The organism is Rubrivivax sp. A210, from assembly GCF_904426505.1.
Taxonomy (GTDB): Bacteria; Pseudomonadota; Gammaproteobacteria; order Burkholderiales; family Burkholderiaceae_C; genus Rubrivivax.
Genome location: NZ_CAJGBN010000012.1, coordinates 395,421 through 407,723, shown reverse-complemented (window position 1 = coordinate 407,723; position 12,303 = coordinate 395,421). Strand labels below are relative to the sequence as shown.

At 68.1% G+C, this 12,303-nt stretch carries 12 protein-coding genes; 8 read left to right on the top strand and 4 right to left on the bottom strand.

Annotated features, from left to right (window positions below; translation table 11 throughout):
• Positions 1 to 13 precede the first annotated feature (13 nt).
• Entirely contained in the window at positions 14 to 1,456 is a 1,443-nt protein-coding gene (gene sbcB / locus JMV16_RS10665) for an exodeoxyribonuclease I (RefSeq protein ID WP_201494211.1), read from the top strand.
• A gap of 26 nt (positions 1,457 to 1,482) precedes the next feature.
• Here the strand turns inward: sbcB and JMV16_RS10660 are convergent, their stop codons facing one another.
• The 3 genes from JMV16_RS10660 to JMV16_RS10650 all read right to left on the bottom strand — a co-directional run bounded on the left by JMV16_RS10660 (position 1,483) and on the right by JMV16_RS10650 (position 3,962).
• Positions 1,483 to 1,866, bottom strand: a complete 384-nt coding sequence (locus JMV16_RS10660) for a hypothetical protein (protein ID WP_201494210.1) — start codon at positions 1,864 to 1,866, stop codon at positions 1,483 to 1,485.
• Between the two features lie 133 nt (positions 1,867 to 1,999).
• Positions 2,000 to 2,971: an HpcH/HpaI aldolase/citrate lyase family protein gene (locus JMV16_RS10655; protein ID WP_411565024.1), complete on the bottom strand. Its 972-nt coding sequence runs from the start codon at positions 2,969 to 2,971 to the stop codon at positions 2,000 to 2,002.
• 4 nt (positions 2,972 to 2,975) lie between these two features.
• Entirely contained in the window at positions 2,976 to 3,962 is a 987-nt protein-coding gene (locus JMV16_RS10650) for a malate dehydrogenase (protein ID WP_201494209.1), read from the bottom strand.
• 166 nt (positions 3,963 to 4,128) lie between these two features.
• Here JMV16_RS10650 and JMV16_RS10645 point away from each other — a divergent pair, with 166 nt between their 5' ends.
• The 7 genes from JMV16_RS10645 (at position 4,129) to gltA (ending at position 10,015) form a co-directional block, all read left to right on the top strand.
• Positions 4,129 to 4,932, top strand: coding sequence for a GntR family transcriptional regulator (locus JMV16_RS10645; RefSeq protein ID WP_201494208.1), 804 nt, complete (start codon positions 4,129 to 4,131; stop codon positions 4,930 to 4,932).
• 101 nt (positions 4,933 to 5,033) lie between these two features.
• Positions 5,034 to 5,456 (top strand): succinate dehydrogenase, cytochrome b556 subunit, encoded by a 423-nt coding sequence (gene sdhC / locus JMV16_RS10640; RefSeq protein WP_201494207.1) that lies wholly within the window; start codon positions 5,034 to 5,036, stop codon positions 5,454 to 5,456.
• 10 nt (positions 5,457 to 5,466) lie between these two features.
• A complete protein-coding gene (sdhD, locus tag JMV16_RS10635) occupies positions 5,467 to 5,829 on the top strand; it encodes a succinate dehydrogenase, hydrophobic membrane anchor protein (protein WP_201494206.1) in 363 nt (120 codons plus the stop codon).
• Between the two features lie 29 nt (positions 5,830 to 5,858).
• Positions 5,859 to 7,655 carry a succinate dehydrogenase flavoprotein subunit gene (gene sdhA / locus JMV16_RS10630; RefSeq protein ID WP_201494205.1) on the top strand — a complete coding sequence of 599 codons (1,797 nt, stop codon included), beginning with the start codon at positions 5,859 to 5,861 and terminating at the stop codon, positions 7,653 to 7,655.
• Between the two features lie 28 nt (positions 7,656 to 7,683).
• On the top strand, positions 7,684 to 8,388 hold the full coding sequence (locus tag JMV16_RS10625; RefSeq protein ID WP_201494204.1) for a succinate dehydrogenase iron-sulfur subunit: 705 nt from the start codon (positions 7,684 to 7,686) through the stop codon (positions 8,386 to 8,388).
• Complete coding sequence (locus tag JMV16_RS10620; RefSeq protein WP_201494422.1) at positions 8,385 to 8,708, top strand: succinate dehydrogenase assembly factor 2; 324 nt, start codon at positions 8,385 to 8,387, stop codon at positions 8,706 to 8,708. Before JMV16_RS10625 ends, JMV16_RS10620 begins: the two co-directional genes overlap by 4 nt.
• Positions 8,705 to 10,015: a citrate synthase gene (gene gltA, locus JMV16_RS10615; protein WP_201494203.1), complete on the top strand. Its 1,311-nt coding sequence runs from the start codon at positions 8,705 to 8,707 to the stop codon at positions 10,013 to 10,015. The genes JMV16_RS10620 and gltA overlap by 4 nt, the downstream gene beginning before the upstream one ends.
• 72 nt (positions 10,016 to 10,087) lie before the next feature.
• On the opposite strand, the gene JMV16_RS10610 is transcribed toward gltA, so the two are convergent.
• The gene (locus tag JMV16_RS10610) at positions 10,088 to 12,172 is read right to left on the bottom strand and encodes a TonB-dependent receptor (RefSeq protein ID WP_201494202.1); all 2,085 of its coding nucleotides are present in this window, start codon (positions 12,170 to 12,172) and stop codon (positions 10,088 to 10,090) included.
• Positions 12,173 to 12,303: the final 131 nt, after the last annotated feature.

Genomic DNA, 12,303 nt, shown 5'->3' with positions numbered 1-12,303 from the left:
TATCGTGCGGTGGATGGCTGAAACCACCTTCTTCTGGCACGACTACGAGACCTTTGGCCGCGTGCCGCGGCGCGACCGTCCGGCGCAGTTTGCCGGCGTGCGCACCGACATGGACCTCAACGAGGTGGGCGAGCCGTTGATGATCCACTGCCGCCCGGTGCCCGATTTCCTGCCCGACCCCGAAAGCGTGCTGCTCACCGGCATCCTGCCCCAGCACGCGCTGCAGCAGGGCCTGCCCGAGCACGCCTTCGCCGCCGCGGTGGAGCAGGCGCTGGGGCAGGACGGCACCATCGGCGTCGGCTACAACAGCATCCGCTTCGACGACGAAGTCACACGCTTTCTCTTCTGGCGCAACCTCATCGACCCCTATGCGCGCGAATGGCAGAACGGCTGCGGGCGCTGGGACTTGCTCGATGTGGTGCGCTGCACCTGGTCGCTGCGGCCCGAGGGCATCGCCTGGCCGCGGCACGAGGCGGGCGAGATGGCCGGCCGGCCGTCGTTCAGGCTCGAGCAGCTGACGGCCGCCAACGGCCTGGCTCACGAGGCGGCGCACGACGCGCTGTCGGACGTGCGCGCGACGCTGGCGCTGGCGCGCCTGATCAAGTCACGCCAGCCGCGGCTGTGGGATTTCTGCCTGGGCCTGCGCCGCAAGGACGCGGTGATGGCCGAGATCGGCGTGGCCCGCCCCTTCCTGCATCTGTCGGGCATGTACCCGGTGGAGCGCGGCTGCCTGGCCGTGGTGTGGCCGCTGGCGCCGCATCCGGTGAACAAGAACGAGCTCATCGTCTGGGATCTGGCGCACGACCCGGCTGAACTGGCGGGGCTGGATGCGGCCACGCTGCGGCGGCGCATCTTCACGCGCCAGGCCGAGCTGCCCGAGGGCGAGCAGCGCCTGCCCATCAAGACCATCCACATCAACAAGTCGCCCATCGTGATCGGCAATCTGCGCACCCTGGGTGCGGCCGCCGAGCGCTGGCAGATCGATCTGGCCGCGGCCCAGCGCCATGCCACCGGCGCCGCCGCTGTGGCGCGGGTAATGCAGCCGCTGTGGCCCGCCGTCTATGCGCGCGAGGCCGAAGCAGGCACGCCGGATGTCGACGAGGATCTCTACGGCGGCTTCGTCGGCAACGAGGACCGTCGCACGCTGCAGCGCCTGCGCGAACTGGCGCCGGATCAGCTGGTGGCCAGGCGGCCGGCTTTTCACGACGGGCGGCTGGAGGAACTGCTGTTCCGCTACCGTGCGCGCAACTTCAATGAACTGCTGGACGAGGCCGATCGCCAGCGCTGGCAGCAGCATTGCACCGAGCGCCTGCATGGCGGCGCCGGTGGGGCAACGACGCTGGCGGCCTTCTTCGAGCGCATTGATGCGCTGGCCGAAACCGCCGACGAGCGCGGCCAGGCCCTGCTGGAGGCGCTTTACGACTACGCCGAGGGCATCGCGCCCGAGGCTTCATGATGGCGCCCTGAAGGCGCCGGGGCCTGTCAGCGCGAAGCAACCTCGCGCTGCGGGTCCATCAGGCAGGCATCGGCGACGCGTTGGCCGCGCTTGGCGTTCATCAGCATCGACTTGCTCGGGATCTGCAGCCAGACCATGCCCGACTTGGCGTCTTCCAGCCGCACGGCGCCGGTGCTGGTTTCCTGCGACACCATGGTGTAGCTGACCTTCTTGTGCTCGAGCTTGAAGTGGCCCGGCTTGCCTTCGATGGGCGCCAGCTTGACCGAGTTGTTCAGCTCGCAGGCGGCGGTGCCGGTGAAGACGCGTTCGGCGGCTTCAAGCTGGGCAGCGCTGAGTTGCGGATCGGCGGCCAGGGCCGGCAGGGCAGCCAGGGTGGCGATGAAGGCGAGGGCGATGGAAGTGCGGCGCATGGCGTGATCCTGATCTTCGGGGGCTGACGATGACGCCATTGTTCGAAACCCCGGGGTGTGCAGGCGTAGGCGAGTGCAACCAGGCGCAAACCGCGCCGCCCTGACGCAGGCGCCAGCGTGAACAGTTGGCGCTTCAGCCGAACCAGGCGGCGCGCAGGTCGGCCGGCAGGCTGTCGGGGGCGGTGCGCTGCGCGCGCTCGACGACGTGCCAGAAATAGCGGTAGCTGGCGCGGTCATGCAAGGTGTGGCGGTGCTGGATGGGCGCCCACTGCGCCGCCTGGGCGGCGACGATGATCTCGAGCGCCTGCTCGATCTCGGCCGCGCTGGGCGAGAAGGCGGCGACGATGGGGCGGATCTGCGCCGGGTGGATGCTCCACATGCGCGTATAGCCCAGGCGTCGGCAGGCCTGCTCGGCGCTGGCCTGCAGTGCCTGCACGTCCTTGAACTCGGTCACAACGCAGTGCGACGGCGTCTTCGCCCAGGCATGGCAGGCGGCGGCGATCTCGAGCTTGGCGCGCAGCACCAGCGGATGCTCGAACTGCCCAAGCGCGCCCATCGCCGACTGCGGGATGGCGCCGCGGTGGGCCGAGACGAAGTCCATCAGCCCGAAGGACAGTGATTCGAGGCGCGGGTGGGCCGCGATGGCCGCCACCTCGCGCAGTGCGCCGTGGGTCTCGACCAGGGCGTGCAGCGGGATGGCGCCGCCGCCCATCTGATCGATGGCCAGGGCCGCGCGTTCCACGTCGGGCAGGCCCTCGGGCTTGGGCAGCATCAGGTAGGCTGGGACGCGCGGGCTCTTGAGCACGATGGCGGCCACGTCGCCGAAGCGCGGATGTTCCACCGGCAGCAGGCGCACGCCGACGCGGCCGAAGCGGTTGTCCGGCCCGTTCAGCAGCGAAACGATGAGGTGGGCCTGCTCGATCTCGCCGCCCACCGGCGCGCCGTCCTCGTTGTCCAGCGTGACATCGAAGACGGGCCCCAGCTCGGCCTGCAGCTGCAGGCTCTTGGTCATGCGCGGCTCGACGCCGGCATAGTGGTCGCACACCGGCAAGGCCGGCGGCGCCTCGCCGGCGCCGAAGAGCACGCTGCGCGGCGAGGTGGTCACAGGATCACAGCAGGTGCTTGACGCCGTCCTGCTCGCCGGTGAGTTCGGCGAGGGTCTTGTCGATGCAGCTTTGGCTGAACTCGTCGATGGGCAGGCCCTCGACGATCTTGTACTTGCCGCCTTCGCAGGTGACCGGGTAGCCGAACATCACGTCCTTGGGGATGCCGTACTCGCCGTTGCTGGGCACGCCCATCGTGACCCACTCGCCGCCGGTGCCCAGGGCCCAGTCGTGCATGTGATCGATGGCGGCGTTGGCGGCGCTGGCCGCCGACGACACGCCACGCGCCGCGATGATGGCGGCGCCGCGCTTGCCCACGGTGGGCAGGAAGGTGTCCTTGTTCCAGACCTGGTCGTTGATCATGTCCTTCACGCCGGCGCCATCGATGGTGGCGAAGCGGTAGTCGGCGTACATCGTGGGCGAGTGGTTGCCCCAGACGGCCAGCTTCTTGATGGACGACACCGGCTTGCCGGTCTTGGCCGCGATCTGGCTGGCGGCGCGGTTGTGGTCCAGGCGCAGCATGGCGGTGAAGTTCTCGCGCTTGAGGTCGGGCGCGCTCTTCATCGCGATATAGGCATTGGTGTTGGCCGGGTTGCCGACCACCAGCACCTTGACGTCGCGGCTGGCGCTGGCATTCAGGGCCTTGCCTTGGGCGGTGAAGATCTGGGCGTTGGCGGCCAGCAGGTCGGCGCGCTCCATGCCGGGGCCGCGCGGGCGGGCGCCGACGAGCAGGGCGTAGTCCGTGCCCTTGAAGGCCTGGACCGGGTCGCTGTGGGCTTCCATGCCGGCCAGCAGCGGGAAGGCGCAGTCTTCCAGTTCCATCATCACGCCTTGCAGCGCCTTCTGCGGGCCTTCGACCGGCACTTCCAGCAACTGCAGGATCACCGGCTGGTCCTTGCCGAGCATTTCGCCACTGGCGATGCGGAACAGCAGGGCATATCCGATCTGGCCGGCGGCGCCGGTAACGGCCACGCGAACGGGCTTCTTGCTCATGGACGATCTCCTGGGTATGGGGGTGGTGCGGGAACGGCAACGGGCAGTTTAGCGGCAGCTTCTTGGCGCCAGCCTGACAGCGCCGGGTCTCGGCGATTGCTCTTTTGTCTTATATAAGACAGCGCAGCTATGGACGCGGCGGGCGCGGCCGTGGTGGAATGGGCGCATGTCCGCCAGCGCCACCCTCTCCGACCTGCCCGCCACCGAGGCGGGTGCCGGCACGGCTGTCGAGGCCACGCCGTCGTTCAGCCCGCTGTACCGCCAGATCAAGGCTTTGCTGGTGCGCGGACTCCAGGAGGGCGAGTGGCTGCCCGGCCAGGCGATTCCCAGCGAGCTCGTGCTGGCGGCGCGATTCCGCGTCAGCCAGGGCACGGTGCGCAAGGCCATCGACGAGATGGCCACCGACAACCTGCTGGTGCGGCGCCAGGGCAAGGGCACTTTCGTCGCCAGCCATGCCGAGCAGGCCACGCAGTACCGATTCCTGCGCCTGCAGCCCGACGACGGCAGCGCCACGCCGCTGCAGCGCCGTCTGCTTGACTGCCGCCGCATGCGCGCGCCGGCCGAGGTGGCGCGGCTGCTCGACCTCAAGGCCGGCGAGCCCGCGGTGCAGGTGCGCCGCCTGCTGCTGGCGCCGGCCGAGGCGGCAGCAGCGCCGCGCCCGGTGGTGCTGGACGACCTCTGGCTGCCCGGCACGCTGTTCAAGGGCCTCACCGCCGAGCGCCTGGCGGCATGGCGGGGGCCGCTCTATCGCCTCTTCGAAGCCGAGTTCGCGGTGCAGACCATAGGCGCCGAAGAGAAGATACGTGCCGTCGCGGCCAGCGCCGAAGAGGCCGCGCTGCTTGAGGTGGCGCCGGGCGCGCCGCTGCTGTCGGTGGAGCGCCTCACCCACACCTATGGCGAGCGGCCTGTCGAACTGCGGCGCGGCCTTTACCACACGGCGGCCCACCACTACCGCAATGTGCTGAGCTGAGGCGGGCCGGCCGGTGACGGAGTGCGCGCCCACCAGTTCCGCGTAAGCCTGTTGCGTTGCAATAAACTCACTGGGTTACACCCGGTTCCGAGAGCGAGACGATGCCCGAAATCAAGAAGCAAAGACCCGGCACGATGCGGCTGGCCGACGCCACCCAGTACCGGCTGCCCCCCGCCGGCGTGGTGTCCATCCTGCACCGCGTCAGTGGCGTGATCATGTTCGTGTTGCTGCCGTTCATCATCTGGATGTTCGACACCAGCGTCACCTCGGAGATCTCCTTCGAGCGCTTCGCGGCGGCCTTCACCGCGGGCATAGGCTTCGTGCCCGGCGGCCTCGTCAAGCTGGCGGTGCTGGGCCTGATCTGGGGCTACCTGCACCACTTCATCGCCGGTGTGCGCCACCTCTGGATGGATGCCACGCACAGCGTCAGCAAGGAGCAGGGCCACCAGTCGGCGCTGTTCACGCTGGCGTCCAGCGCGGTTCTCACGCTGGCGCTCGGCGCCAAGCTCTTCGGTCTGTACTGAGGCTAGCCCCATGACGGTCAACTACGGTTCCAAGCGCGTCGTCGTCGGCGCCCATTACGGCATGCGCGACTGGCTCAGCCAGCGCGTCACCGCGGTGCTGATGGCGCTGTTCACGGTGGTGCTGCTGGCTCAGTTGCTCTTCGGCGGGCCGCTCGGCTACGACCGCTGGGCCGCCATCTTCTCGGCACAGTGGATGAAGGTGCTGACCTTCGTCGTCTTCATCGCACTTGGCTGGCATGCCTGGGTCGGGGTGCGCGACATCTGGATGGATTACGTCAAGCCGGCGGCCCTCCGCCTGGTGCTGCAAGTGGCCTCCATCGTCTGGCTCGTCGGCTGCATCGGCTGGGCGATCCAGGTGCTGTGGCGTCTGTAAACGCGCGCTCGCTCGCAAGGAATTCACTCATGGCTATCGGTTCTCTTCCGCGGCGCAAGTTCGACGTCGTCATCGTCGGCGCCGGCGGTTCCGGCATGCGTGCCTCGTTGCAACTGGCGCTGGCCGGCCTCAACGTCGCGGTGCTGTCCAAGGTCTTCCCGACGCGCTCGCACACGGTGGCGGCCCAGGGCGGCATCGGCGCCAGCCTGGGCAACATGGCCGAGGACAACTGGCACTACCACTTCTACGACACCGTCAAGGGCTCCGACTGGCTCGGCGATCAGGACGCCATCGAGTTCATGTGCCGCGAAGCACCCAAGGTGGTGTACGAGCTCGAGCACTTCGGCATGCCCTTCGACCGCAACCCGGACGGCACCATCTACCAGCGCCCCTTCGGCGGCCATACCGCCAACTACGGCGAGAAGCCGGTGCAGCGCGCCTGTGCCGCGGCCGACCGCACCGGCCACGCCATGCTGCACACGCTTTACCAGCAGAACGTGAAGGCGCGCACCAACTTCTTCGTTGAGTGGATGGCGCTCGACCTCATCCGCGACGCCGAAGGCAGCGTCGTCGGCGTCACCGCCATCGAGATGGAGACCGGCGAGGTCCACATCCTCGAGGCCAAGACCACGTTGCTGGCCACCGGCGGCGCCGGCCGCATCTTCGCCGCCAGCACCAATGCCTTCATCAACACCGGCGACGGCCTTGGCATGGCGGCACGCGCCGGCATCCCGCTCGAAGACATGGAGTTCTGGCAGTTCCACCCCACCGGCGTACACAACGCCGGCGTGTTGCTGACCGAGGGTTGCCGCGGCGAGGGCGCGATTCTGCGCAACGCCAATGGCGAGCGTTTCATGGAGCGCTATGCGCCCACGCTGAAGGATCTGGCGCCGCGCGATTTCGTCTCGCGCTGCATGGACCAGGAGATCAAGGAAGGTCGCGGCTGCGGTCCCAACAAGGACTACATCAACCTCGACATGACCCACCTGGGCGTCGAAACCATCCTCAAGCGCCTGCCCAGCGTGTTCGAGATCGGTCACAACTTCGCCAACGTCGACATCGCCAAGGAACCGATTCCGGTGGTGCCGACCATTCACTACCAGATGGGTGGCATCCCCACCAACATCAACGGCCAGGTCGTCGCACCCAAGAACGGCAACCCCAACGAGGTCATTCCCGGCCTCTACGCGGTGGGTGAGTGCTCCTGTGTCAGCGTTCATGGCGCCAACCGCCTCGGCACCAATTCGCTGCTCGACCTGCTGGTCTTCGGCCGCGCTGCGGGCAACCACATCGTCAATGCCTTCAAGAAGGACGACCACGCCCACCGCGCGCTGCCGGCCGACGCCGCCGACCGCTCGCTGTCGCGCCTGGCGCGCCTGGACAACGCCACGGACGGCGAGTATTCGCAAGACGTGGCCAATGACCTGCGCAACACCATGCAGCAGCACGCCAGCGTCTTCCGCACCCAGGCCATCATGGACCAGGGCGTCAAGAAGGTCGCGGCGGTGGCCGAGCGCGTCAAGCACATCGGCCTCAAGGACAAGAGCAAGGTTTTCAACACCGCGCGCATCGAGGCGCTCGAGGTCGACAACCTGATCGAGGCGGCCCAGGCCACGATGATCTCGGCCGCCGCGCGCCACGAGAGCCGCGGCGCCCACACCGTCAACGACTACGGCGACTCGCCGAAGTACCCCAATGGCCGCAACGACGACGTCTGGCTCAAGCACACGCTGTGGTATTCCGAAGGCAACCGCCTCGAATACAAGCCGGTGCAGCTGAAGCCGCTCACCGTCGAATCGGTCCCGCCCAAGGTCCGCACGTTCTGATCACCCGTCGTCGCCGAGGCTCCCGCACATGACGCTCCGTACCTTCCAGATCTACCGCTACGACCCCGACACCGACGAAAAGCCGCGCATGCAGACGCTGCAGGTCGAGCTCGACGGCCACGAGCGCATGCTGCTCGATGCGCTGATGAAGCTCAAGGCGGTCGATCCGAGCTTGAGCTTCCGTCGCAGCTGCCGCGAGGGCGTGTGCGGCTCGGACGCGATGAACATCAACGGCAAGAACGGCCTCGCCTGCCTGACCAATATGCTCACGCTGCCGGGCACCATCGTGCTCAAGCCGCTGCCGGGCCTGCCGGTCATCCGCGACCTCATCGTCGACATGACGCTGTTCTTCAAGCAGTACAACAGCATCAAGCCCTACCTCGTCAATGACAGCCAGCCGCCCGAGAAGGAGCGCCTGCAGAGCCCCGAGGAGCGCGACGAGCTCAACGGTCTCTACGAGTGCATCCTGTGCGCCAGCTGTTCCACCAGCTGCCCCAGCTTCTGGTGGAACCCGGACAAGTTCGTCGGCCCGGCCGGCCTGCTGCAGGCCTACCGCTTCATCGCCGACAGCCGCGACCAGGACACGGCGGGCCGCCTGGACAACCTGGAAGACCCCTACCGGCTGTTCCGCTGCCACACCATCATGAACTGCGTGGATGTGTGCCCGAAGAGCCTGAACCCGACCAAGGCCATCGGCAAGATCAAGGAGCTGATGGTCCGCCGGGCCATCTGAGCACCGTGCGCATCGATGAACGTTCATTGAGCCGGCTCAAGTGGCGCTGCCGCCGCGGTCTGCTAGAAAACGATTTGTTCATCGAGCGCTTCTTCCGTCAACACGAAGACACGCTCACGACAAGGCAGGCCACGGGGTTGCAAGCCCTGATGGACCTTGCAGACAACGACCTGCTGGATCTTTTCCTGGCCCGCCGGGAGCCCGAAGGCGAGATAGACATTCCTGAAGTCCACGAGGTGCTGGCGATGCTGAGGACCGTGCCGGGCGGTTCAGTGCGCCCGAACCAAACATCCAGAACCGACGAAAGGCCCGCGACATGACCCCCTCCGACGTGAAAGCCACCCTGTCCTTCTCGGACGGCAGCCCGAGCATGGATCTGCCGATCTACAAGGGCAGCATCGGCCCCGATGTGATCGACATCCGCAAGCTCTACGGCCAGACCGGCAAGTTCACCTATGACCCCGGCTTCCTGAGCACGGCCTCGTGCAACAGCACCATCACCTACATCGACGGTGACAAGGGCGAACTGCTGTACCGCGGCTACCCCATCGAGCAGCTGGCGCAGAAGTGCGACTTCCTCGAGACCTGCTACCTGCTGCTCAAGGGCGACCTGCCCAACCAGACGCAGAAGGGCGACTTCGTGAAGCTGGTGAGCAACCACACGATGGTCAACGACCAGATGCAGTACTTCCTGCGTGGTTTCCGCCGCGACGCGCACCCGATGGCGGTGATGACCGGCCTGGTCGGCGCGCTGTCGGCCTTCTACCACGACAGCACCGACATCAACAACGCGCAGCACCGCGAGATCGCCGCCATCCGCCTGATCGCCAAGATGCCCACGCTGGTGGCCATGGCCTACAAGTACGGCATCGGCCAGCCCTTTATCTACCCGAAGAACAGCCTCAGCTACAGCGCGAACTTCATGCGCATGATGTTCGCGAACCCCTGCGAGGAGTACGAGAGCAACGACGTGCTGGTGCGCGCCATCGACCGCATCTTCATCCTGCACGCCGACCACGAGCAGAACGCCAGCACCTCCACCGTGCGCCTGTGCGGTTCGTCGGGCACCAACCCGTTCGCGGCGATTGCGGCCGGCGTGGCCTGCCTGTGGGGCCCGGCGCACGGCGGCGCCAACGAGGCGGCGTTGAGCATGCTCAACGACATCCAGAAGAACGGCGGCGTCGAGAAGATCGGCGAGTTCATCAAGCAGGTGAAGGACAAGAACTCCACCGTCAAGCTGATGGGCTTCGGCCACCGCGTCTACAAGAACTACGACCCGCGCGCCAAGCTGATGCGCGAGACCTGCCACGAGGTGCTCACCGCCCTGGGCCTGCACGACGACCCGCTTTTCAAGCTGGCGATGGCTCTGGAGAAGATCGCGCTGGAAGACGACTACTTCGTCGCCCGCAAGCTCTACCCGAACGTCGACTTCTACTCCGGCATCGTGCAGCGCGCGCTGGGCATCCCGGTGAGCCTGTTCACCGCCATCTTCGCGCTCGCCCGCACGGTGGGCTGGATCGCCCAACTCAACGAGATGATCGCCGACCCCGAGTACAAGATCGGCCGTCCGCGCCAGCTCTTCGTGGGCTCGCCGGCCCGCGACGTGAAGCCTATCGGGCAGCGCTGATCCCCGCCGCACGCCCCCCGGGCGCCGTGACGCAAGGCCACCTTCGGGTGGCCTTTTCGCTTCCCTGCGGCCTTACCAGTTCAAGCGCAACGCGGTGCTCAAGGCCCTGCCGGGCAAGGGTGAGAGCCCGCGCAGCGTCTGGATAGCAGTGGCGCTGTAGGCCAGGCGGTCACCCACATTGCCCAGTTTCAGGCTCCACAGCCCATCGGCTGACCCGAGGGCAAAGCGCCAGGCCAGCGCCAGGTGCAGCTGGGTCCAGCCGGTGGTGGGCTGGTCATTGATCGGCACGCGGCTCTGGCGCGCGGCGTGGTCGACTTCGGCGCGAAGGCTCCAGGGACCTTTTTCGGCTTCCAGGCCCAGCGCCAGGCGCCAGGGGGCGACACGCGGCAGGGGCTCGCCGGTGTCGCTGTTGCTGGCGCGGGTGGTGTCGAAACGCAAAGTGGCGTCCAGCGCCCAGGGTCGCTCCAGCAGGCGGCTGCGGCCCTCGATCTCCCAGCCTTGCAGGCGCGCCCGCACCGCCTGAAACAGGTAAAGCGGCACCGACTCCGGCGTGCCGGGCGCGACCACGGTGCCGCTGTCGTCGACCTCGTCGCCGCTGGCCTGCAGCGAGATGAAACGTGAAAAGCGCGTGCCAAAGACGCCCACGCGCAGCTGGCTCTTCTCCGTCTTCAGCTGCAGCGCCAGTTCGGCCTGGTTGCCCCGTTCATGCTGCAGCGCCGCGTCACCGCGTTCGAAGGCGGCGGTGGCTGCGTGTACGCCGTTGGCATACAGCTCGAAATAGCTGGGCGCGCGCTCGCTGGACCCCAGGCTGCCCGACAGTGTCCATGCGGCGTTCAAGGGTTGTATGTAGGCCAGCGACAGGCTGCGCAAGTCGAAACTGCGGTGCTGCGCGGTGCCGAACTTGGGGGCCGCCGGGTCGGCGTCGCCGCCGGAGTCGACGCGGGCGCGCTCCAATCGTGCGCCCAGCGACAGCGTGCCGCCGGCCAATGACATTTCCTCCAGTGCGAACAACGCAGACTTGCGTGTGCGCGTGTCGGGTACGAAGGCCTCATCGCCCAGCGCCGAGAAGTCGAAGTCCTCCAGCTGCAAGCCAATCACGCCGCGCAGCGGGCCCAGCGCCCCGTGCTCGGCCTCGATCCGCAGCTCGCTGCCCTGGCTGGTGAACACCGTGCCCACCGCACCGTCGCCCTCGATCTCCTGGTGTTGGTAATCGCTGTGGTTGGCGTTGAAGCGCAGTGCCTTCAGCGGCCCGCCCAGATCGCGCAGTTCACCGGCCAGGCCCAGGCGGTGGCGCCGCATGCTGATGGTGATGTCGGGCTCGGCGACGACGCCGTAGCGGCTGTCGTAGGTGTCCAGCGACAGGCCGATGCGGCCGGCACCCAGGAACAGCGTGCCGCCCAGCGCCCCGCCGCGCGTGCGGCTGGCCGAGTTGCGCACGGTGTGGGTGGGCGGCAAGGCCTCGCCGTCGGCCACCGGCGTGTGCTGAGGCACGCGCAGGTCGCTGGTGTCGCGGGCAAAGGCGTCGGCATGCCAGGCCAGCGTGCCGTTGCCGGATTCCAGCACCGCCGCCCCGCCGCGCTCCCGCGCCGCGCCGCCCAGGCGCAGTTCGGTGCTGCCGCCGAACTGCAGGAGTGGTGCGCTGGGGATGCGGTTGTCGATGGCGTTGACCACGCCGCCGACCGCGCTGCCGCCGTAGAACAGCGCGCCGGGCCCGCGCAGCACCTCGATGCGGGTCAGGATTAGCGGGTCCAGCGGCAGCGCGTGGTCGTAGCTCAGCGCCGAGGCGTCGAGCGAGGCCCCGGCATTGGTGAGGATGCGCACGCGGTCGCCGTCCAGGCCCCGGATCACCGGCCGGTTGGCGTTGGGGCCGAAGCGGGTGGACGAGACGCCGGGCAGGCCGTCCAGCGTCTCGCCCAGGGTGGCGGCGCGGCGCTGCACCAGGGCGTCGCCGCTCAGCACCGACACCGGCGCGGCGATGCGCGGGCTGCCCAGCGGGTTGCCGGTGATGACCACGATGGCCTCGGCCGCTGGGGTCGGCGAAGCTGCCGGGGTCTGCGCGAAGGCGGGCTGGCACAGGCCCCAGGCCAGGGCCCAGAGCAGCAGGGGCGGCCCGGCGTGGTGCGTACTTGAGCAGGAGGAGGGAAGGGGGGTGTCCATGACAAAGTCCTAGCACGGGCCCACACGAGCCCAGCGCAGCGCGCTGCGGGCAGGGGTGGACGAAAAGAGGTTTGCGCGCCGCGCGGTCACGGACCGGCGGTGCGCAGTCGGGGCGTCAGGGGTGGGCGACC